The organism is Streptomyces sp. NBC_01618 (assembly GCF_045209435.1).
Lineage (GTDB): Bacteria > Actinomycetota > Actinomycetes > Streptomycetales > Streptomycetaceae > Streptomyces.
Genome location: NZ_CP109297.1, coordinates 4,023,108 through 4,042,434 on the forward strand (window position 1 = coordinate 4,023,108; position 19,327 = coordinate 4,042,434).

Below are 19,327 nucleotides of genomic sequence, written 5' to 3' on the forward strand. Positions count from 1 at the left end.
ACCTCTCACTTCACGCGGAACTGGCTCGTACGAAAGGGCTGAACGTGGCTGAGGCCGTACAAGGCGCGCATCAGGGTGCCGGTGAACCGTCGCTGGCCGATCTCATCGAGCACAGCGCCGAGTTGAAAGGGAAACTGGTCACCTTCGCTCAGAGCGCCCGCTTCGACCGGTGGTTGACGCCCCTTCTGCTGGATGCCGCTGGGCCTGCAAGGCAGCTGGACGAGGGCGAGGCGATCCGGATCACCGACCACTTCATCCTGCGGTATCGGCTGCCGGACGGTTCGACCGTGGTGGAGCGGTTCGTCGCCATACGGAAGGACTTGACCGCGGCCGACCGGGAGATGCTGCTCGGCTGGCGTGACCCGGTCGAGGGCATCTTCGAGATTCAGCGCAAGGACGGGGATGCCGTCGTCCTGCTGAACCTTGTCGACGACCTGGAGTACCGCACGTACTCGAATGTCGGACCGGCGGCGTTCCGTGGAGTGTCCAAGGGGGGATTTCTCCACACCTGCCTGGTACCCGTCCACTCGGGCGACGGGGCGTGGCTGGTTTCCGGGGCGATGTCGTACTACCCCAGGTCCAGTGCCACCGACATCGCAAATGCGGCGCTCGAACTGGCCACCAGCCAACCCGAGCTGGTCTTCCGTAACCCCGAAAAAATCGATCAGGGGTGGCAGCGGATGCGGGAGGACCGGGCCGCGTTCGTAGATTTCTGCGGCAGCGACGAGCTGGTCCTTTCGCCTGCCGAAGCCGAGGACCTCCTCAACGCCTACTACCGCCACCGTCAGGAGGCCGCCGTCGCCGCACAGCCCGGCCGTGCCCGGCGCAGGCGGCTCCCTTGCCTGGACCTGCCCTTCTTCGAACTTCCGCCGGAACTGGCGGACTCGGACACCATCGGTGTCATCTACGACCAGATCGACGGGCTCAACTTCTACGCCGACTACGGGATGCTGCGGGACCTCTTTGCGGACCCCGCCCTCACGGGCCGCAGGCCACACCAGGATCTGCTGCGCACGTATCTGCGTGAGGAGTCGATCGCGCCATTGCCGATCCGCCGTCTGGCCGCCGCTCACCCGGAGACCGCTGACGAGGTGTTCCGGAAGCTCCTGCGGAAACCCGGCTTCACCTGGAGCGAGCATGGTGAGACGCTGCTGCGCCGACGCAAGCCCTGGTACTACGAGAACGAGCCCCGTCCGGGCGTTTCCGTCATCGGCGACCGCCTCAGCAGGCTCGCCGCCGGCAGCCGGTAGGCATCGTGAAGAGCCAGCGAGTTAATAGGTCATGTACTACACTCCCCTTATGGACACGTCCCGCCCCGGCAAGACCCGAGTCACCAGCGTCTCCCTACGCGCCGAGACCCTGGAGGCAATCCGCGCACGCGCCGGCAAACAAGGCGTCTCCTCCTATATCGAGGAGGCTGTACAGCGGCAGCTCCAGCGCGAGGCCATCGACGAGTACATCGCCACCGCTGAAGCGGAGCACGGCCCTGTCGACCCTGCTGAGGTGGCGGACAAGGCCGAGCGCATCCGCGCCCACCACGCTGCCCACCACGGTGAGGCCGCTCCAGCGGACGCCGCATGAGCGGGACTCTCGTTCTCGACAGCGAGGCCCTCTCAAAGCTCTCCCGTCGGCACCGTGACATGGCCGTATGGCTGGACGTCGCCCGCAGACTGGACCTGCTCGTCGTGACGAGCGCCGCCACGCTGGTAGAGGCACGCGACCCGAAGGTGCCGCAGGCTGCGTTCGACCATGCCGTTTCCCTGGCCAAGGTGCGCCCCGTCACGGAGGAAATCGCACGTGCGGCAAGCAGCCTGCTCGCCGCAGAAAGCCTGCACGGTCACAAGTACGCCATCGCTGCGATGCTCGCGGCCACGGCTCACGTGGAACACAGCGACGTCACTGTCATCACGAGCGACACGGATGACCTGCGCCGACTGTGCCACCCTCGCATCGCCGTCGAGCCGATCTAAGTGCCCACGTCGGCCCTTCCTGCACCCTTGCCATGTTTCCGCAGGTCAGCGCGTGATGGGTGAACAAGGCTTGACTGAGGTGACGAGGGTGCCCAGGCGAAGCCGCTGGGTGGCGGCGGCCGCGGCGGTGAGGGTCGGCACCGCACCGAACCACGGCCCGTCGCGGAAGGTCCACCAGGCCAGGTGGTCGTAGGTGTAGGCGGAGCGGAACCCCAGCTCCTCGGCACGCTGCCAGAGCTTTTGGCCCTCGCTCCAGCGGTGGATCGGCAGAATGACAGCGCTCCGACGCATGGCTACGACCATACGGGTCCGGAAACGGGCGGGTCGGCCTCCGCGGGCGAGCACCGGCCCCCGGTGTACAGGTCGTCGGATCAGTCGCGGGAGCTCAGGAACGCGGGCGGCACGGCAGTGGTGAGCCAGACTCCGTTGGCGCTGACGTAGAAGGTGTGACCCGCGCGGTGCAGGGCGCCCGCGTCCACGGACAGGGCCACGGGGCGGCCGCGCCGGGCCCCGACCCTGGTCGCGGTCTCACGGTCGGGCGAGAGGTGGACGTGCGTACGGTTCATGGGCCGCAGGCCCTCCCTTCGGATCGCGCCCAGCGCACTGTTCACCGTGCCGTGGTAGAGGTACGCGGGCGGCTCGGCCGGCGGGAGAGCGAGGTCCACCGGGACGGTGTGGCCCTGGCTGGCGCGTATACGGCCGTTCTCGACGGCGAAGCGCTGTTTGTCGTTGACGGCGACTACATGGTCGAGCTCGCTCCGGGTGATCGGGAAGTTGTTGCGGGCCGTGGCGCGCAGCAGCTCGCCGATCGGCACCCAGCCGTTGGCGTCGAGCGTGATGCCGATCCGCTCCGGCTGGTGCCGCAGGTGTTTCGAGAGGTACTTGGACACCTTGATGGTGCGTCTTTCGTCCATTCCGCCAGGGTGCCCGCGGCGGTCGCTCACGCGCATTCGGATTTCACCTCGATTCACTACAGTAATTTTATTCGCTGTAGCAATTTTCGTCCACAGGTTTGATCCACAGCCAACTCAAGTTATCCACAGGCTGATTGGGGATTCTGTGGACAAGTGACGGAAGAATCAACCGTTTTGGGTAATTCCCTTCACTTCATTGGTGGATGAGGCAAGTGCATCCAATGTCCTTGATTGCACCTCGCGTTCTGCCGCAGCCGCGACGAAGGCGGACACGTTCTCCGGCCCAACCAGGTGTTGCACGGCACGAATTGTCTCCGGCGGCAGATCCACCTGGCACGTCACGGACGGCGTGGTCGCCGATGTGAGCGGCCTGTCCGCGCCGAGGTGGTGCTGCAGATGCCGGGTGGCGAACATCCTCATCGCGCGGGCCAGTTCGGCGTCCACTGTCTGCTGGGCGAGTGGGCGCAGCTTGCGCACCATCGTGGCCGCTTCCGCCGCGTCCGATTCCGTCGGCGGGCGATGGCCGAGATACCGCGCGAAGATGTGCTCGGTGGTGAACTCCAGGAAACGTGAGGCGATGTGCTCGACCTGGCCGCGAAGTTCCCTAAGGTGGCCGGAGATTGCGCCGAGCGGAACGCCGGCGGCATACAACTCGACCTCTACGGCCAGCTCTTGCGGGCTTGGCACCAGGAACTCGTCGTCCCGCCCCGGTATGCGTTCGAGCACGCCGAGGTCCACCGCCTCGGCGATCGCCTCGTCGTCCGGATTGCCGCCGAACCTGGTGTTCAGCGCGGCCCGGGTGATCCGGTCGGCCTGCTCGTCCGTCCAGGGGCCGTGCACCTCGGCGACGAGCCCGAGCACCCCGCCCAGGCCGCGGCCCGTGTGCCAGGCCTCCAGGAGTTCCTTGATGCTGGCCAGGGTGTAGCCGCGGTCCAGCAGATCGGCGATCTGCCGGAGCCGGGAGAGGTGGGTGTCGCGGTACACGTTGGCCCGGCCGCGTCGTTCCGGCGTCGGCAGTAGGCCGCGGTCCTGATAGGCGCGGATCGTCCGGACCGTGGCGCCGCTCGCATGCGCCAGGTCCTCGATCCGGTACTCGGCGGCGGACCGGCCGGCCGCCGCCGACGACTGCCCGCGGCCGCTCACAGCGGCGGCTCCAGCCGGGCGATCCCGCGCAGCGCACCGGGGCTGAAACGCGACAGGAACCGGGCACCGCGGGCCTCCGGCGTCACGGGCACGACGGCCTGGTTGCGCACCACTGCCTTGAGGATCGCGTCGGCGACCCTCTCCGGCGGATAGTTCCGGAGCCCGTACAAGCGGCTGGCCCGCTTCCGTAGCCGCTTCTCCTCCTCCGCGTCGACACCGGCGAAGTGTGTCGTCGCGGTGATGTTCGTGTTGACGATGCCGGGGCAGATCGCGCTGACCCCGATCGACCGGTCGGCGAGCTCGGCTCGCAGGCACTCGCTGAGCATCAGCACGGCTGCCTTGGAGGTGCTGTAGGCGGGCAGCGCCCGGGAGGGCTGATAGGCGGCGGAAGCCGTGTTGACGATATGGCCGCCCTGACCGCGCTCGGCCATCTGCCTGCCGAAGATCCGGCAGCCGTGGATGACCCCCCACAGATTGACGTCGAGGACGTTCTTCCAGTCCTCGCTCGTCGTCTCCAGGAAGGAGCCGGACAGGCCGATCCCGGCGTTGTTGACCAGGACGTCGACGATGCCGTACTCGCCGGCGACCTTCTCGGCGAGCTTCTCCATCGCCTGTTCGTCGCTGACGTCGACCGCTTCGCCCCAGGCGGCCGGGGAGCCGATCAACCGGGCCATCTCCGCAGTCCTGGCCGCCCCCTCCGCGTCCCGGTCCACGGCCACCACCCGGGCGCCCGCCTCGGCGAAGGCGAAAGCGGTGGCCCGGCCGATGCCCCCGGCCGCGCCCGTCACGAGGACCAGTTGTCCGCCGAACCGGTCCGCGTACGCCCCGGTCGGCGCGGTGTCCTGCACCGGTCGGCCCTCGGCCCGCGCCGACTCGTTGGCGGTGACGAACTCGCTGATCCAGGAGGCGAGCCGGTCCGGCCTGGTGCGCGGAACCCAGTGCTTGCCCGGTAGGGAGCGGCGTACCAACTGCGGGGCCCACAACTCCAGTTGGTCGTACAGCTTCTCCGACAGGAAGATGTCGCCGGTCGGTGTGATCAGCTGGACCGGTACATGCGCATAGGCGTCGGTACGGGGTCGGCGCAGCCGGGCCCCGACGTTGTCGCGGTAGAGCCAGGCGCCGTGCGCCGCATCGTTGGGCAGGGAGGACGTCGGATAGTCGCCCGCGGGCACCTTCTCCAGCCGCTGCAGGATCCGCGGCCACTGCCTGCCGAGCGGGCCACGCCAGGCGAGCTCCGGCAGGACAGGAGTATGCAGCATGTAGACGTACCAGGACTTGGCGCCCTGTCCCAGCAACTGGCCGACGCGGCGCGGGGTGGGCCGGGTCATCCGCTGCTTGATCCAGTGGCCGAAGTGGTCCAAGGAAGGCCCGGACATCGAGGTGAACGAGGCGATCCGGCCCTCGGTCCGCTTGACCGTGGCGAACTCCCAGGACTGGACCGACCCCCAGTCGTGCCCGACCAGATGCACCGGCCGGTCCGGGCTCACCGCGTCGACGACGGCCAGGAAGTCATCGGTGGGCTTCTCCAGGGTGAAGCCGCCGCGCAGCGGCGTCGGTGCCGTGGACCGGCCGTGCCCGCGTACGTCGTAAAGCACGACGTGCCACTGATCGGCCAGCTGCCTTGCCACCTCCGTCCAGACTTCCTTGCTGTCCGGGTGGCCGTGGACGAGGACGATCGTCGGCCGCGACTCGTCGCCCACCTCGGCGACGCACAGCTCGATTCCGCCCGTACGAACCCGGCGCTCGCGCGCCCCCGGCAGACTCTGCGGACTCATGCCGCCACCCTCTCCTCGGCCCAGCGCCGCACATGCGGCAGATCGTCGTCCAGCCAGAAGGCGCTCTGTTCGGGGTCCTTGGAGTCGGTGACCGCCAGGATCTCCTCGAACTTGGCGCCCGTACCCCGGAATCCGAGGTGGGGTTCGACCGCCCACAGCCCGGGCTGCGGCGGATGGTCGGAGAAGCGGTACGGACTCCACAGCGGCGACCAGCCCTCCCGGTGTCCGTGCAGTGCGTCGCTCACAAGTCCCTTGAGCGACTGGGTGCCGAACCCGAACACATGCGGGGACCAGCGGCGCTCGGTGACGCGGTCGACCTTGTGCGCAATGACGCCGAAGGGATACGCGCGATGTCTGTTGGCGTACCCCTGCTTGATCATCAGGTGTTCGACGTCCTCGTAGATCTCACGCAGCGGACGCCGCTCCCGCACCTCGCGCAGAATCAGCTCGCGGTGGACTTCCAGATCGGCCATGAGCTTGTCGTGCAGTGGGTTGAGCCCGAGGCAGCCGGAGTAGCCGATGTCCGCCGTGAAGCCCTTGTACACCGGGGCCATGTCGAGGATGAACGGCATCCCCGGCTCCAGCTTCCGGTGGGTCGGGAAGAACTGCAGGGGCACCTTGAAGCCGGCGAAGGCCGTACGGTCCCCGAACCAGGCGAAGGGGAGGTGGAACCAGTCCCGCACCCCGCGCTCCCGCAGCCAGTCGCGCTGCATCCGGGCCGCCTCGCGCTCGGTCACCCCCGGCCGGAGCCGGGCGGCGACCGCCTCCGCACATTCGTACGCGAGACGCTGCACCTCTCTGAATCCCCGCAGCTCCGGGGCCTGTTCGTCCTTCACTGCCGAGGCCATGCCACCGTCCGTTCCCTGCCGTGTGCGGTACGTGTCCGTAACGTGACACTGATGAATGTGACAATGTCCGGCGACTACGTCAAGGGGCGTGCGGAGACCTGTGGACAACTTCGGCTCCCGGCCCCGGCCCCGACTCCGGCCCCCGTCCCCGACTCCGGCCCCCGTCCCCGACTCCGGCCCCCGTCCCCGACTCCGGCCTCTGCCCGCGACTCCAGCCCCCGGGCCCCGACTCCGGGACTTCCTCCCTCGTGGTGGCCCCCTACGGGTCCGTACGCCTGGAGTCTGATGCGGATCCAGCCGCCTGGGCTGACGTCCGCTGTGGCCCGCGCCACTATCTTCGAAGACGTGACTGTGATCGCGACCGAAAGCCTGAGCAAGCGGTTCCCCCGGGTGACCGCGCTTGACCGGCTCTCCTTGGACATCGGACCCGGTGTGACCGGCCTGGTGGGTTCCAACGGGGCCGGCAAGTCCACATTGATCAAGATCCTGCTGGGTCTGTCCCCCGCCACCGAAGGTCGGGCCGCGGTGCTTGGGCTCGACGTCACCACCAGTGGCGCCGCCATCCGGGAACGGGTCGGTTACATGCCCGAGCACGACTGCCTGCCACCGGACGTCTCGGCCACCGAGTTCGTCGTCCACATGGCGCGGATGTCCGGACTGCCACCGACAGCCGCGCGCGAGCGCACCGCCGACACCCTGCGCCACGTCGGTCTGTACGAAGAGCGCTACCGCCCCATCGGCGGCTACTCGACCGGCATGAAGCAGCGCGTGAAACTGGCCCAGGCACTGGTCCACGACCCGCAGCTGGTTCTGCTCGACGAGCCGACCAACGGCCTGGACCCGGTCGGCCGCGACGAGATGCTGGGGCTGATCCGCCGCGTATACACGGACTTCGGCATCTCGGTCCTGGTCACCTCGCACCTCCTGGGCGAGCTGGAACGCACCTGTGACCACGTCGTCGTCATCGACGGCGGCACACTGCTGCGCTCCAGCTCCACCAGCGACTTCACCCAGACCACCACGACCCTCGCGGTCGAGGTCACCGACAGCGACACCCACCCGGACGGCACCGACGCGCTGCGCCAGGTCCTCACCGGCGCCGGCGTCAAGCTCGTGGGCCACGACGGTCTCGACGGGCAGGGGCTGCCCGGTGCAGGCCACATCCTGCTGATCGAGGCAACCGGCGAGGAGACGTACGACATCGTGCGCGACAGCGTCGCCGGGCTCGGACTCGGTCTCGTACGGATGGAGCAGCGGCGCCACCACATCGCCGAGGTCTTCCGTGCCGAAGGGGAACCGCAGGCCGCAGCCGTGGCGCAGAACGCGCCCGCGGTCGTCGGGGCCGTACAGCAGAAGGGGAGCGGTCGGTGATGAGCACTGAGACCGGGGCCGTGAGCGGGAGCGAGACCTCCCGGATCCACAACATCGGGTACCGCTCCTACGACGGCGCGCGGCTGGGCCGCGGTTATGCGCGGCGCTCGCTCTACTCGCAGTCCCTGCGAGGTTCATTCGGACTGGGGCGGTCCGCCAAGTCCAAGGTGCTTCCGATGCTGCTCTTCGGTGTGATGTGCGTGATCGCGGCGATCATCGTCGCGGTGGCCATCGCCACCCCGGGGAGCACGGCCCTGCCGATCAAGTACACGGCGTACGCGATCTATCTGCAGGCCGTCATCGGCCTCTTCCTCGCCGCGCAGGCACCCCAGTCGGTCTCCCGGGACCTGCGTTTCAAGAGCGTGCCGCTATATTTCTCACGGCCGATCGAGCGGGTCGACTATGTCGTCGCGAAGCTGGCGGCCATGGCGTCCGCGCTCTTCATCCTCACCGGGGCGCCGCTCGTCATCCTCTACGTGGGGGCGCTGCTCGGGAAGTTCGACTTCGTCGACCAGACCAAGGGGTTCGGACAGGGGATGGTGTCGGTGGCGCTGCTCTCCGTACTCTTCGCCGGCCTGGGGCTGGTGATGGCCGCGCTGACGCCGCGTCGCGGGTTCGGTGTCGCCGCGGTCATCGCCGTGCTGACCATTTCCTACGGCGCGGTCTCCACGGTCCAGGCCATTGCCTGGCAGACGGACTCCGCCGGGGCCATCGAGTGGCTGGGGCTCTTCTCCCCCATCACGCTGATCGACGGTGTGCAGACCGCGTTCCTCGGAGCCAAATCGGCCTTCCCCGGAGGGGAAGGCCCGGGAGCCGGGGCCGGCGTGGTCTATCTGATCGTTGTTCTCGCGCTCGTCGCCGGCTCGTACGCCGTACTGATGCGCCGCTACCGGAGGGTCGGGCTGTGACCACCATCGAGATCGACCACACCTCGCGCTGGTTCGGCAATGTGGTCGCCGTCAACGACGTGAGCATGAAGGTGGGCCCGGGCGTCACCGGGCTGCTCGGCCCCAACGGCGCGGGGAAGTCCACGCTGATCAACATGATGGCCGGCTTCCTCGCCCCTTCGACGGGCACCGTCACACTCGACGGCCGGACGATCTGGCGCAACGAAGCGGTGTACAAGGAGATCGGGATCGTGCCCGAGCGGGAAGGGATGTACGACTTCCTGACCGGCCGCGAATTCGTCGTCGCCAATGCCGAATTGCAGGGGCTGGGTGACGCGGAGGCGCAGAAGGCGCTGGCCACGGTCGAGATGGAGTACGCGCAGGACCGCAAGATCTCGACGTACAGCAAGGGCATGCGCCAGCGCGTGAAGATGGCGTCCGCCCTGGTCCACGAACCGTCGGTACTGCTGCTCGACGAGCCGTTCAACGGGATGGACCCGCGCCAGCGGATGCAGCTGATGGAGCTGCTGCGGCGGATGGGGACCGAGGGCCGTACGGTGCTCTTCTCCTCCCACATCCTCGAAGAGGTCGAACAACTCGCCTCGCACATCGAGGTGATCGTGGCGGGACGGCACGCGGCGTCCGGTGACTTCCGGAAGATCCGCCGGCTGATGACGGACCGCCCGCACCGCTATCTCGTACGTTCCAGCGACGACCGCGCGCTCGCCGCCGCGCTCATCGCCGACCCGTCGACGGCCGGTATCGAGGTGGACCTGGGCGAACAGGCCCTGCGTATCCAGGCGGTCGACTTCGGACGCTTCACCGAGCTGCTGCCGAAGGTCGCACGTGAACACGGGATTCGCCTTCTGACCGTTTCGCCGTCCGACGAGTCCCTCGAATCGGTCTTTTCCTATCTCGTAGCGGCCTGAGTAGTGGCCTGAAAGGAGCTGTGAAGCGTCATGTACGACCCCACAGTCGCCCGGCTCACCTACCGGGCCCTGCTCGGCCGGCGCCGGGCCGCCATCCTCTTCGTCCTGCCGGCCCTGCTGGTGATCATCGCCGTCGCGGTACGGACGTTCGCGGGAGCCGATGACCAGGTCGCCTCCGATGTGCTGGGCGGCTTCGCCATCGCCACGATGGTGCCGCTGATCGGCGTGATCGCCGGAACCGGAGCCATCGGTCCCGAGATCGACGACGGATCGATCGTCTATCTGCTGGCCAAGCCGGTGAAGCGGCCGACGATCATCTTCACCAAGCTGATCGTGGCCATCGCCGTCACGATGGTCTTCTCCGCGCTGCCCACGCTGATCGCGGGACTGATCCTCAACGGCAACGGCCAGCAGATCGCGGTGGCGTACACCATTGCCGCGCTGGTCGCCTCGATTGCGTACAGCTCGCTGTTCCTGCTGCTGGGCACCGTCAGCAGGCACGCGGTCGTCTTCGGCCTCGTCTACGCCCTGGTGTGGGAGGCCCTGTTCGGCACCCTGGTGCCCGGGGCGCGCACGCTCAGCGTGCAGCAGTGGTCCCTCGCGGTCGCCGAGAAGGTCGGCGGCGCAGGCACGATCACGTCCGATGTCGGACTGCCGGTCGCGACCGTCCTGCTGGCGGCGGTCACGGTCGTGGCGACCTGGTACGCGGGGCAGAAGCTGCGCGCGCTGAAGCTGGCCGGGGAAGAGTGACCGGGGAAGAGTGACCAGGGGGCACCCTCCGGACATTTCCCTCCGGACACCTCGCCCTGTGTGCTGTTTCTGATCCCTGCCGCACTCGTCGGTCATCAACCCTCGCCTTCTGGGCGGGGGTTGATTCATTTCGGACAGTAGTACGCGTAACTGTACGGTTATCGGTTCGTTGGGCAGGGCGAGTGGAGGCAACTGGAATCCGTGGCGTCGTAGCTTTCGTGAAACAGGGATTGCCGATGGCGGCGAGGGAGTACCCCGTCGGGTCGGTCATTGAGTGAGTGGCAACCGTGAGCGTCCTTTGTCCCTCAGGCCCGGGACAGGGCTGTCCAGCATCGGTTTCACGATCGGAAGGCATGTCCATGCCCACGGAAGCAGCCCTGCTCGAATCGCGTTCGCTGCGCGTCGAACAGATGGGGCGCGTCGATGTCCTCGACAAGTCAAGAGCCTTGTCATGCTCCCGGATGGAATTCACCTTCGCACAGAGGACGTGGCTCGTTACTTCGAAGTATCCACAGAGGTCATCAAAAAGGTGACCCAGCGGCATCGAGTCGAGGTCGCAGAGAATGGGCTCACCCTTCTGCGCGGCTCTGAGCTGCGGGAATTCCATAGGGACATGTTGTCCCTATGGGGCGGAGGGGAGGACGAAAGTTATCCACAGGCTGCCACGCAGCTCACCCTCTACACCCGCCGGACCGTGCTCAACGTCGCGATGCTTCTTCGCGACAGCGACATCGCCCGATGCGTCCGTACATATCTGCTCGACGCCGAGCAGGACCTGCGCGCGGGCTACGCCTCGCTCGAACACCGCGTCACCCGGGTCGAGAGCTGCCTCGCCGGAGTGGGCAGCGCGCTTCAGGAGCTCGGGCCCGTCCTCAACCGGATGTCGCTCCGGCTCGACAGCCTCGATCGGAGGCTGGACGTCACACATCAGGTCGTCGGCGCCATGAGCGTGCGGCTGGGGCACGTGTCCGAGGACCTCGTCCGTATCGACGGCAGGATCGATGATCTCGCCCGTCACCTGAAGGATCTGAGCCACCGCAGCAACAAGCAGCGCTGATCCGACGGGTGTGCGCGGTCCTTCGGTGCTGCCCGGAAAATGGGTGGCACCGAAAGGCCGTGCCGGGCACAGTAGTTGGTGCAGCACCTGCCGAAGTCGGTGCAGAACGCCCCGACAGGATCGTCCACAAGCCGACATGCACTCCACAGGCCGGGAGAGGAGCGCGACGATGACCGAGAGTCCGAGTCCGTCGAGTTCCCAGCAGGGCGGGCCCGAGCCGGCACCGGAGTAGTCACCGACGACTCCGCCGTGCCGATCGGAGCAGGACGCCCGGGGCGGTTTCTCTGCGCATCGCGCGGCCGCCCTCCCGGAGGATTGGCCGAGTGGTAAGGCAGCGGCTTGCTAAGCCGTCGTCGGGGCGGTGAACCCCGCGCGCGTTCGATCCGCGCATCCTCCGCAGCAGCAGCGCCGTCGAGTACGACCACAGGTACGGCAACGGGTACGGGTACGGGCTCAGCGGACCTGTACGGCTACAGCAGCTGCTCCAGCACCACAGCGATGCCGTCGTCCTCGTTGGAAGCGGTGATCTCCTGGGCCACGGCCTTCAGATCCGCATGCGCGTTGGCCATCGCGACACCCCGCTGCGCCCAGCCGAACATCGGGATGTCGTTCGGCATGTCGCCGAAGGCCAGCGTGTCCGCGGCCGTCACGCCCAGCCGGCGCGCGGCCAGCGAGAGTCCGGTCGCCTTGCTCAGCCCCAGCGGCAGGATCTCCACCACGCCCGGACCGGCCATGACCACGTCCACCAGGTTCCCGACTGCCGCTCGCGCGGCCTTCGCCAGTGCGTCGTCGTCGAGATCGGGATGCTGGATGTACATCTTGTTCAGGGGAGCCGACCACATCTCGGCCGGGTCCTCGGTGAAGACGGCCGGAAGGGGGCCTTCCTGTACGCGGTAGCCGGGGCCGACCAGCACATCGCCGTCGAGCCCGTCGCGGCTCGCCGCCAGTGCCAACGGGCCGACCTCGGCCTCGACCTTGGACAGCGCGAGACCGGCGAGCTGCCGGTCCAGCGTCAGCGAGGTCAGCAGCTTGTGTTCGCCCGCGTGGTAGACCTGCGCGCCCTGGCCGCAGACGGCGAGCCCCTCGTAGCCGAGGTCGTCCAGGATGTGCCGGGTCCACGGGACCGCGCGGCCGGTGACGATGATGTGTGCGGCACCGGCCGCGGTCACCGCGGCCAGTGCTTCACGGGTGCGCTCGGAGACCGTGTCGTCGTTACGCAGCAGCGTGCCGTCGAGGTCGGTCGCGACGAGCTTGTACGGAAAGGTCACTTGGCGACCGGTTCCAGAACCTCGCGCCCGCCCAGGTACGGCCGGAGCACCTCCGGCACCCGCACCGATCCGTCGGCCAGCTGGTGGTTCTCCAGGATCGCCACGATCGTGCGCGGTACGGCGCAGAGCGTGCCGTTCAGCGTGGCCAGCGGCTGGAGAACCTTCTTGCCGTCGCGGGTTTCGCGCATCCGGACGGACAGGCGGCGCGCCTGGAAGCTGTCGCAGTTCGACGCGGACGTCAGCTCGCGGTACTTGCCCTGCGTCGGGATCCACGCCTCGCAGTCGAACTTCCGGGAGGCCGAGGCCCCCAGATCGCCGGTGGCGACATCGATCACCTGGAAGGGCAGCTCAAGAGCGGTGAGCCACTGCTTCTCCCAGTCCAGGAGCCTGCGGTGCTCGGCCTCGGCGTCCGCCGGGTCGACGTACGAGAACATCTCGACCTTGTCGAACTGGTGGACGCGGAAGATGCCTCGGGTGTCCTTGCCGTACGTACCGGCCTCACGGCGGTAGCACGGGGAGAAGCCCGCGTACCGCAGCGGCAGCTTGTCGGCCTCGATGATCTCGTCCATGTGGTACGCGGCGAGCGGGACCTCGGAGGTGCCGACCAGGTAGTAGTCGTCCTTCTCCAGGTGGTACACGTTCTCCGCGGCCTGGCCGAGGAAGCCGGTGCCTTCCATGGCGCGGGGGCGGACCAGCGCCGGCGTCAGCATCGGGACGAATCCGGCCTCGGTGGCCTGCGCGATCGCCGCGTTGACGAGGGCGAGCTCCAGCAGCGCGCCGACACCCGTCAGGTAGTAGAAGCGCGAACCGGAGACCTTGGCGCCACGTTCCATGTCGATGGCGCCGAGCATCTCGCCGAGCTCCAGGTGGTCCTTGGGCTCGAAGCCCTCGGCCCCGAAGTCACGGATCGTGCCGTGTGTCTCCAGGACGACGAAGTCCTCCTCGCCGCCGACCGGCACGTCCTCGTGGACGATGTTGCCGAGCTGGAGCATCAGACGCTTGGTCTCCGCGTCGGCCTCGTCCTGTGCCGCGTCGGCCGCCTTGACGTCGGCCTTCAGCTGCTCGGCCTTCTTCAGGAGCTCGGCGCGCTCCTCGGGCGAAGCCTTGGGGATCAGCTTGCCGAGCGCCTTCTGCTCGGAGCGGAGTTCGTCGAAGCGGACACCGGACGACCTGCGCCGCTCGTCGGCGGAGAGAAGGGCGTCGACGAGCGCGACGTCCTCTCCACGGGCGCGCTGGGAGGCGCGAACACGGTCGGGGTCCTCACGGAGCAGGCGAAGGTCAATCACCCCTCCAGGCTACCGGTGTGTGCTTCTCCAGCTCGAACCGATATTGCCAAGCGTGTCATTTTGCCCGAATTGCCTGAATTGATAATGCTGGCCGGTATTGCATTGGCTGGACTCGATCCCGGTCGAGCGTGGCCGATCCCGACCGCTCTCGGCTGTCAATAAAAAAAGAGCTTATTCCCCTAAATGGGGCGGAAGGCGTCAGCTGTCTTGACGCATCTTCCTTGCGTGAAAGGGCAGTTGAAGCTTACTTGTCCACAGGTGTGGGCGCTCCTCGAAGTTATCCACAGGCTGTGAGGAAGAGCTGTGGATACCGGAGGAGATCGTTCCGAAAGTCGCTTCAGGGCTCACGGATTACCCGTTCAAACCCGCTTCAGACGCTCGTTCGGGTGGGAATTCTCCACCTTGAAGGGTTGATCAACGGAATTGGGGTGACACGGGGCGCCCCACGCGCTCTATCGGCCTGTGGATGTATCTGGGGTGGCTTGAGCGATATGTCGACCATGTCGCATTAGGGTAGTGGCGAGTGTCGACTTGTCCCCAGGTCGAGAACCGCCCCTGTGGATAACTTTGTGGATGCCGAGAATCGGCAGAACAGATCGGCGGATTCTCGGACCGGCGGATAGTTACTGGTGGCTGTCCGGGCGCGGCGCGCCGGCCCTGCCCTTCCCCGCTCGCGACCGACGATCTGTGACTGCCGACCCATGACCACCCGCCGGAAACCGTCAGCCCCGGCCCGCCCGGGACCGCCGGCCCGTGAACGCGGGGCCCATGACCGCCCGCCCGGGACCGTCAGCCCCGGCCGTCCAGATTGCGTGCCAGCCAGTCGGAGGCCTCGGTGAACTCCGCGTCCGACGTACCAGCCCGCAGCGGCCGTACGTCCTCCCGCGTCACCCCGGCCCGTGGGTACGACCCGAGGAACCGCACCTTCGGGCAGATCCGCTTCAGCCCCATCAGCGCCTCGCCGACCCGGCGGTCCGCGATGTGTCCCTCGGCGTCCACCGCGAAGCAGTAGTTCCCGATTCCGGCCCCCGTCGGCCGCGACTGGATCAGCATCAGGTTCACCCCGCGCACCGTGAACTCCTGGAGCAGTTCGAGCAACGCGCCGGGGTGGTCTTCGCCCAGCCAGATGACCACCGACGTCTTGTCCGCACCCGTCGGCGCCGCCGGCCGGGCCGGCCGGCCCACCAGGACGAACCGGGTCTGCGCGTTCACCGCGTCATGGATCTCGGTCACCAGCGGTTCGAGACTGTAGGTCGCCGCCGCGAACTCACCGGCGAAGGCGGCGTCGTACCGCCCCTCCTGCACGAGCCGGGCGCCATCGGCGTTGGAGGCCGCGGACTCCCACACGGCGTCCGGGAGGTGGGCGGCCATCCAATTGCGCACCTGCGGCTGCGCGGCCGGGTGCGCGGTGACCGACTTGATGTCCGACAGCTTCGTACCGGGCCGCACCAGCAGCGCGAAGCTGATGGAGAGCAGCACCTCGCGGTAGATCATCAGCGGTGCGCCGGTGGTCAGCTCGTCGAGCGTCGCGGTGATGCCGCCTTCCACCGAGTTCTCGATCGGTACGAGTGCTGCCGCGGCCTCGCCGTTGCGCACCGCGTCCAGAGCCACCGGTACGGAGACCATCGGGACGAGTTCGCGGGTGGCGGCTTCCGGGAGCGTACGGAGGGCGACCTCGGTGAAGGTGCCTTCGGGGCCGAGATATGCGTAGCGCGTGGCGGACATACCGTCACCCTAATGCGCCCCGGGCGCTCAGGACTCCAGAAGTCGCTGCCCCACGTATTCGCCGTCCGCCGCACCGCCCGGCACCGCGAACAGGCCGCTGGCCTCGTGCCGGATGAACGGCGACAGGGCATCGCCCCGGTCCAGCTTGCGCTGCACCGGAACGAATCCCCGCAGCGGATCCGCCTGCCAGCAGATGAACAGCAGCCCCGCGTCCGGCGTGCCGTCCGCCGCGATGCCGTCGTGGTACGAGAAGGGGCGCCGCAGCATGGCCGCGCCGCTGTTCTTCTCGGGGGAGGAGATCCGGGCGTGGGCGTTGTCCGGGATCAGGAGCTTGCCGTCGGGGCCCGCCTTGTCGAGGTCCATCGCGGTGGTCTCGGTGCCGCCGCTCAGCGGAGCACCGTCCTTCTTGCGGCGCCCTATGACCTGTTCCTGCCGTTCCACCGGGAGCTTCTCCCAGTCGTCGAGCAGCATCCTGATCCGGCGTACGACGGCGTACGAGCCGTCGGCCAGCCAGTCGTACTTCTTGTCCGTCCCGTCCGGGACGAAGATGCGCCCGTCGAAGTCGCTCTCGGCGGGCTCGGGGTTGTTGGTGCCGTCGATCTGGCCCATCAGATTGCGGGCGGTCATCGGCCGCGCGGTGGCGCCGGGGCTGCGGTTGAAGCCGTTCATCTGCCAGCGGACCCTGGCGGCGGGGGCGGCCTCCTTCTGCACGGCGCGCAGCGCGTGGAAGGCGACGAACGCGTCGTCGGCGCCGATCTGTACCCAGAGGTCACCGTCGGAGCGCTTGGCGTCGATGTGGTCGGAGGAGAAGGGCGGCAGCGGGTCGAGCCCTGGTGGCCGGTGGCCGACCAGGCCCGTGCGTTCGAAGAAGGTGCGGCCGAATCCGAAGGTGACGGTCAGCGAGGACGGTCCGGCGTCCAGCGCGATCCCGGTGTCATGGGCCGCGCCGTCCGCGGCACCGCTGTCGGCGGGTTCACCGGCCATCAGCCGCCCGGCGACGGCCGACCATCGGCGCATCAGGGCCGCCGCTTCCTTCCGTCCCGCGCCGGGCGCCAGGTCGAAGGCGACGAGATGGCCGCGTGCTTGAAGCGGAGTGGTGATCCCCGGTTGATGTTTCCCGTGAAACATCACTTGGGTGGAGCCGACCGAGGCCAGCGCGGTCGGCTGGTCGGGCCGGGTCGCGGCATAGCCGGTCGCGCCGCCCGCCACGCCCAGGACCAGCCCGGTCGCACCGGCCGCGCCGGCGCTGCCGAGCAGCCGCCGCCGGGAGATGGCACCGCTGCCGGGGGCTCCGCCGTCCCTGTCGCCTGCGGAGGTCTTGCCCTTGCCGGTGGAGGCCCTGCGGCTGTTCGCGCCCGCTCCGCCCACTCCGCCGGTTCCGCTGATTGCGCTGTTTCCACTCACGATGCTGCTCAGCCGATCTTCACGTTCTTGTCGATGGTCGTCTGATCGATGTCCGACGTGCGTACGGTCACCGCGACCTTCCAGTTGCCCGCCATCGGGATCTGGACGCCGCTCGCGGTCCAGTGGCCCTCGGTGAGCCGGACCGGGGTGACGGGAAGCGGGCCGATGTCCTTGGATTCCAGAGTGAAGGCGAGCTTCAGTTCGGGGACGTCCATGGCCTTGCCGTCGGTGCTGTCGACCCAGATGTGGATCTCATTGACGCCGGTACGGGCGGGCTCGATGTCCATCCGTATCGATCCCTTGCCGTTCTGGCCGCCCGTGTCGAACGGCAGCGTCAGATTGACCGGGCCCTCGGCTGCCGGGGCGGATGCCGCCGTCGAACTGCGGGCCGCTTCCTCCTCGGTACGTCCCGGCTCGGTCGCGGTCAGTACGGTCGTCACGGCCAACAGCGCCACGGCGACCCCGACTTCCGCCAGCACCGAGCGGCGCAGCCCGGACCGGTCGGGGTCGGCATCGCGGACCCTCTTCTTCTCGGCGGTGGCCACGGCGACCCTCTGCCGGGCGAGCTGCGCCGCCCGCGCGGGGTCCTCGTCGGCGGGCGAGAGCGCGGCCGGGGTTCGGGACTCCTCGACAGTGGACGACGGCGCGGCCGCGGTCGGGAGTTCCTCGACCGCGACTTCGGCCCCGTCCTCCGTTCCCACCGCGTCGGCTCCGTTCGTGACCAGTCGTGCGGTCCAGCGGCGCGAAATCCAGGCGATGCCGATCAGGACGGCGACGAGTCCCACCTTCACGAGCAGCAGTTGCCCGTAGCCGGTGCCGGTCAGCGCGGACCAGGTGCCGACCTGGCGCCAGGACTGGTAGATCCCGGTGGCGGCGAGCACGAGCACGCTGCCGAACGCGACACGGGAGAAGCGCCGTACGGCCGCCGCTCCGATGTCCGGCGTCCGGTACAGCGCGACCAGCAGGGCGGTCAGCCCGCCCAGCCAGGCGGCGACGGCCAGCAGGTGGAGCACGTCGACCGGCATGGCGATGCCGGGCTGGATCCCGGTCGAGGCGTGTTCGGCGAGCGCCCAGGTCCCGGCGATCCCGGCGGCGATCACGGTGCCGCCGATGGCCAGTCCGAGGGTGAGGTCCTTCTTCTCGCGCTCGTCCTCGCGCTTCGCGTACGTCCCGAACAGCACGGCGATGAAGAGCGCGGAAGCGCCGAGCAGCAGCAGCCGGGATACCAGCGCTGCCCCAGGCTTGGTCTCGAGCACGGCCTTCAGGCCGTCGAGGTCGAAGGCGTCCGCCAGTTTCCCGGAGCCGGTGTACGGGTTGCGCAGGAGCAGCATGGCCAGGGTGGCCACGGTGAGGGTCATCCAGCCGCGTACGACCAGTCGTTGCAGCGGGCGTGCGCCGGCCCCGCGCTGCCAGCAGGTCAGCACGAAGGCCGCGCCCCCGGCCAGCAGGATGAAACCTGCGTACGCGGCGTAGCGCGCGATGCCGTAGAGGGTGCCGACGAGGCCGCCCCCGGCCTCGTCCGTGGGGAGGGCGACGGTGGTTTTGGAGGGGGCTCCGATGGAGAAGGTGAAGGCGCCCGAGATGGGGTGGCTGTCCGCGGAGACGGCCTGCCAGGCGACGGTGTACGTGCCGTCGGGCAGTCCGCTGTGCAGTGAAACCCCGTACTTCACGGTGGAGCCGCTCTGCAGATCACGTGGTGCGGCGCCGGTGTCGGCGCGTTTGCCGTCGGGGTCCAGGACCCTGACGGAACTGTCGCTCATGGCGACCTGTTCGGAGAAGGTGAGCGTGACCTGCTTGGGCGCGGTGTCGACCACCGCCCCGTCCTGCGGATCGCTCCCGGTGAGTGCGGCATGCGCGGACGCGGGGCCCGCGCCGCCCAGCAGCAGGCCGAACACCATGCCGACGAGGGCGGCGAGGAGTGCGGCCGCGGCGAGCGGTCGGCGCGGTGCGGGAGCGGCGGGGGGTGGTCCGAAGGGCGGGGCGGTGGCGGCTGTCATGGC

At 68.5% G+C, this 19,327-nt stretch carries 16 protein-coding genes, 1 tRNA gene and 2 pseudogenes; 9 read left to right on the top strand and 10 right to left on the bottom strand.

Going from position 1 to position 19,327, the window contains the following annotated elements:
- Positions 1 to 44 precede the first annotated feature (44 nt).
- Genes OH735_RS18780 through OH735_RS18790 form a run of 3 tightly spaced genes read left to right on the top strand, consistent with a single transcriptional unit; the run spans position 45 to position 1,970 of the window.
- A complete protein-coding gene (locus OH735_RS18780) occupies positions 45 to 1,250 on the top strand; it encodes a hypothetical protein (protein ID WP_406382681.1) in 1,206 nt (401 codons plus the stop codon).
- Between the two features lie 49 nt (positions 1,251 to 1,299).
- Positions 1,300 to 1,581: a hypothetical protein gene (locus OH735_RS18785; RefSeq protein WP_406382682.1), complete on the top strand. Its 282-nt coding sequence runs from the start codon at positions 1,300 to 1,302 to the stop codon at positions 1,579 to 1,581.
- A complete protein-coding gene (locus OH735_RS18790) occupies positions 1,578 to 1,970 on the top strand; it encodes a DNA-binding protein (protein ID WP_406382683.1) in 393 nt (130 codons plus the stop codon). The genes OH735_RS18785 and OH735_RS18790 overlap by 4 nt, the downstream gene beginning before the upstream one ends.
- 51 nt (positions 1,971 to 2,021) lie before the next feature.
- Here the strand turns inward: OH735_RS18790 and OH735_RS18795 are convergent.
- The 5 genes and pseudogenes from OH735_RS18795 to OH735_RS18815 form a co-directional block, all read right to left on the bottom strand.
- A pseudogene (locus tag OH735_RS18795) lies at positions 2,022 to 2,261 on the bottom strand (LLM class flavin-dependent oxidoreductase); the annotation flags it as partial.
- 80 nt (positions 2,262 to 2,341) lie between these two features.
- A complete protein-coding gene (locus tag OH735_RS18800) occupies positions 2,342 to 2,884 on the bottom strand; it encodes an RNA 2'-phosphotransferase (protein WP_406382685.1) in 543 nt (180 codons plus the stop codon).
- A 165-nt stretch (positions 2,885 to 3,049) separates the two neighbouring features.
- Positions 3,050 to 4,027, bottom strand: a complete 978-nt coding sequence (locus tag OH735_RS18805; RefSeq protein ID WP_406382686.1) for a MerR family transcriptional regulator — start codon at positions 4,025 to 4,027, stop codon at positions 3,050 to 3,052.
- Positions 4,024 to 5,802: an SDR family oxidoreductase gene (locus OH735_RS18810; protein ID WP_406382687.1), complete on the bottom strand. Its 1,779-nt coding sequence runs from the start codon at positions 5,800 to 5,802 to the stop codon at positions 4,024 to 4,026. The genes OH735_RS18805 and OH735_RS18810 overlap by 4 nt, the downstream gene beginning before the upstream one ends.
- Positions 5,799 to 6,650, bottom strand: a complete 852-nt coding sequence (locus OH735_RS18815) for a M24 family metallopeptidase (RefSeq protein WP_406382688.1) — start codon at positions 6,648 to 6,650, stop codon at positions 5,799 to 5,801. Before OH735_RS18815 ends, OH735_RS18810 begins: the two co-directional genes overlap by 4 nt.
- A 318-nt stretch (positions 6,651 to 6,968) precedes the next feature.
- Between OH735_RS18815 and OH735_RS18820 the strand changes: the two genes are divergently transcribed.
- From OH735_RS18820 to OH735_RS18845, 6 genes and pseudogenes are all read left to right on the top strand, one after another.
- The gene (locus OH735_RS18820) at positions 6,969 to 8,021 is read left to right on the top strand and encodes an ABC transporter ATP-binding protein (RefSeq protein WP_406386633.1); all 1,053 of its coding nucleotides are present in this window, start codon (positions 6,969 to 6,971) and stop codon (positions 8,019 to 8,021) included.
- Positions 8,021 to 8,929, top strand: coding sequence for an ABC transporter permease (locus tag OH735_RS18825; protein WP_406382689.1), 909 nt, complete (start codon positions 8,021 to 8,023; stop codon positions 8,927 to 8,929). The genes OH735_RS18820 and OH735_RS18825 overlap by 1 nt, the downstream gene beginning before the upstream one ends.
- Positions 8,926 to 9,837, top strand: a complete 912-nt coding sequence (locus OH735_RS18830; protein WP_406382690.1) for an ABC transporter ATP-binding protein — start codon at positions 8,926 to 8,928, stop codon at positions 9,835 to 9,837. The genes OH735_RS18825 and OH735_RS18830 overlap by 4 nt, the downstream gene beginning before the upstream one ends.
- Before the next feature lie 30 nt (positions 9,838 to 9,867).
- Positions 9,868 to 10,587: an ABC transporter permease gene (locus tag OH735_RS18835; protein WP_406382691.1), complete on the top strand. Its 720-nt coding sequence runs from the start codon at positions 9,868 to 9,870 to the stop codon at positions 10,585 to 10,587.
- Positions 10,588 to 10,946: 359 nt separating this feature from the next.
- Positions 10,947 to 11,644, top strand: a pseudogene (locus OH735_RS18840) (hypothetical protein).
- Positions 11,645 to 11,953: 309 nt separating this feature from the next.
- Positions 11,954 to 12,041 (top strand) — tRNA-Ser (locus OH735_RS18845).
- A gap of 73 nt (positions 12,042 to 12,114) precedes the next feature.
- On the opposite strand, the gene OH735_RS18850 is transcribed toward OH735_RS18845, so the two are convergent.
- The 5 genes from OH735_RS18850 to OH735_RS18870 form a co-directional block, all read right to left on the bottom strand.
- A complete protein-coding gene (locus OH735_RS18850; protein WP_406382692.1) occupies positions 12,115 to 12,912 on the bottom strand; it encodes an HAD family hydrolase in 798 nt (265 codons plus the stop codon).
- Complete coding sequence (gene serS / locus OH735_RS18855; RefSeq protein ID WP_406382693.1) at positions 12,909 to 14,198, bottom strand: serine--tRNA ligase; 1,290 nt, start codon at positions 14,196 to 14,198, stop codon at positions 12,909 to 12,911. Before serS ends, OH735_RS18850 begins: the two co-directional genes overlap by 4 nt.
- Before the next feature lie 789 nt (positions 14,199 to 14,987).
- Positions 14,988 to 15,923, bottom strand: coding sequence for a prephenate dehydratase (gene pheA / locus OH735_RS18860; protein WP_406382694.1), 936 nt, complete (start codon positions 15,921 to 15,923; stop codon positions 14,988 to 14,990).
- Positions 15,924 to 15,950: 27 nt separating this feature from the next.
- Positions 15,951 to 17,327: an iron uptake transporter deferrochelatase/peroxidase subunit gene (efeB, locus tag OH735_RS18865; RefSeq protein WP_406382695.1), complete on the bottom strand. Its 1,377-nt coding sequence runs from the start codon at positions 17,325 to 17,327 to the stop codon at positions 15,951 to 15,953.
- 8 nt (positions 17,328 to 17,335) lie between these two features.
- Complete coding sequence (locus tag OH735_RS18870) at positions 17,336 to 19,324, bottom strand: copper resistance CopC/CopD family protein (RefSeq protein ID WP_406382697.1); 1,989 nt, start codon at positions 19,322 to 19,324, stop codon at positions 17,336 to 17,338.
- Positions 19,325 to 19,327: the final 3 nt, after the last annotated feature.

Bases quoted from the DNA above. Each gene is read 5' to 3' on its own strand.
- OH735_RS18785 (WP_406382682.1), top strand. From the start codon at position 1,300: ATGGACACGTCCCGCCCCGGCAAGACCCGAGTCACCAGCGTCTCCCTA.
- OH735_RS18790 (WP_406382683.1), top strand. From the start codon at position 1,578: ATGAGCGGGACTCTCGTTCTCGACAGCGAGGCCCTCTCAAAGCTCTCC.
- OH735_RS18800 (WP_406382685.1), bottom strand. From the start codon at position 2,884: ATGGACGAAAGACGCACCATCAAGGTGTCCAAGTACCTCTCGAAACAC.
- OH735_RS18810 (WP_406382687.1), bottom strand. From the start codon at position 5,802: ATGAGTCCGCAGAGTCTGCCGGGGGCGCGCGAGCGCCGGGTTCGTACG.
- OH735_RS18815 (WP_406382688.1), bottom strand. From the start codon at position 6,650: ATGGCCTCGGCAGTGAAGGACGAACAGGCCCCGGAGCTGCGGGGATTC.
- OH735_RS18825 (WP_406382689.1), top strand. From the start codon at position 8,021: ATGAGCACTGAGACCGGGGCCGTGAGCGGGAGCGAGACCTCCCGGATC.
- OH735_RS18835 (WP_406382691.1), top strand. From the start codon at position 9,868: ATGTACGACCCCACAGTCGCCCGGCTCACCTACCGGGCCCTGCTCGGC.
- pheA (WP_406382694.1), bottom strand. From the start codon at position 15,923: ATGTCCGCCACGCGCTACGCATATCTCGGCCCCGAAGGCACCTTCACC.
- OH735_RS18870 (WP_406382697.1), bottom strand. From the start codon at position 19,324: ATGACAGCCGCCACCGCCCCGCCCTTCGGACCACCCCCCGCCGCTCCC.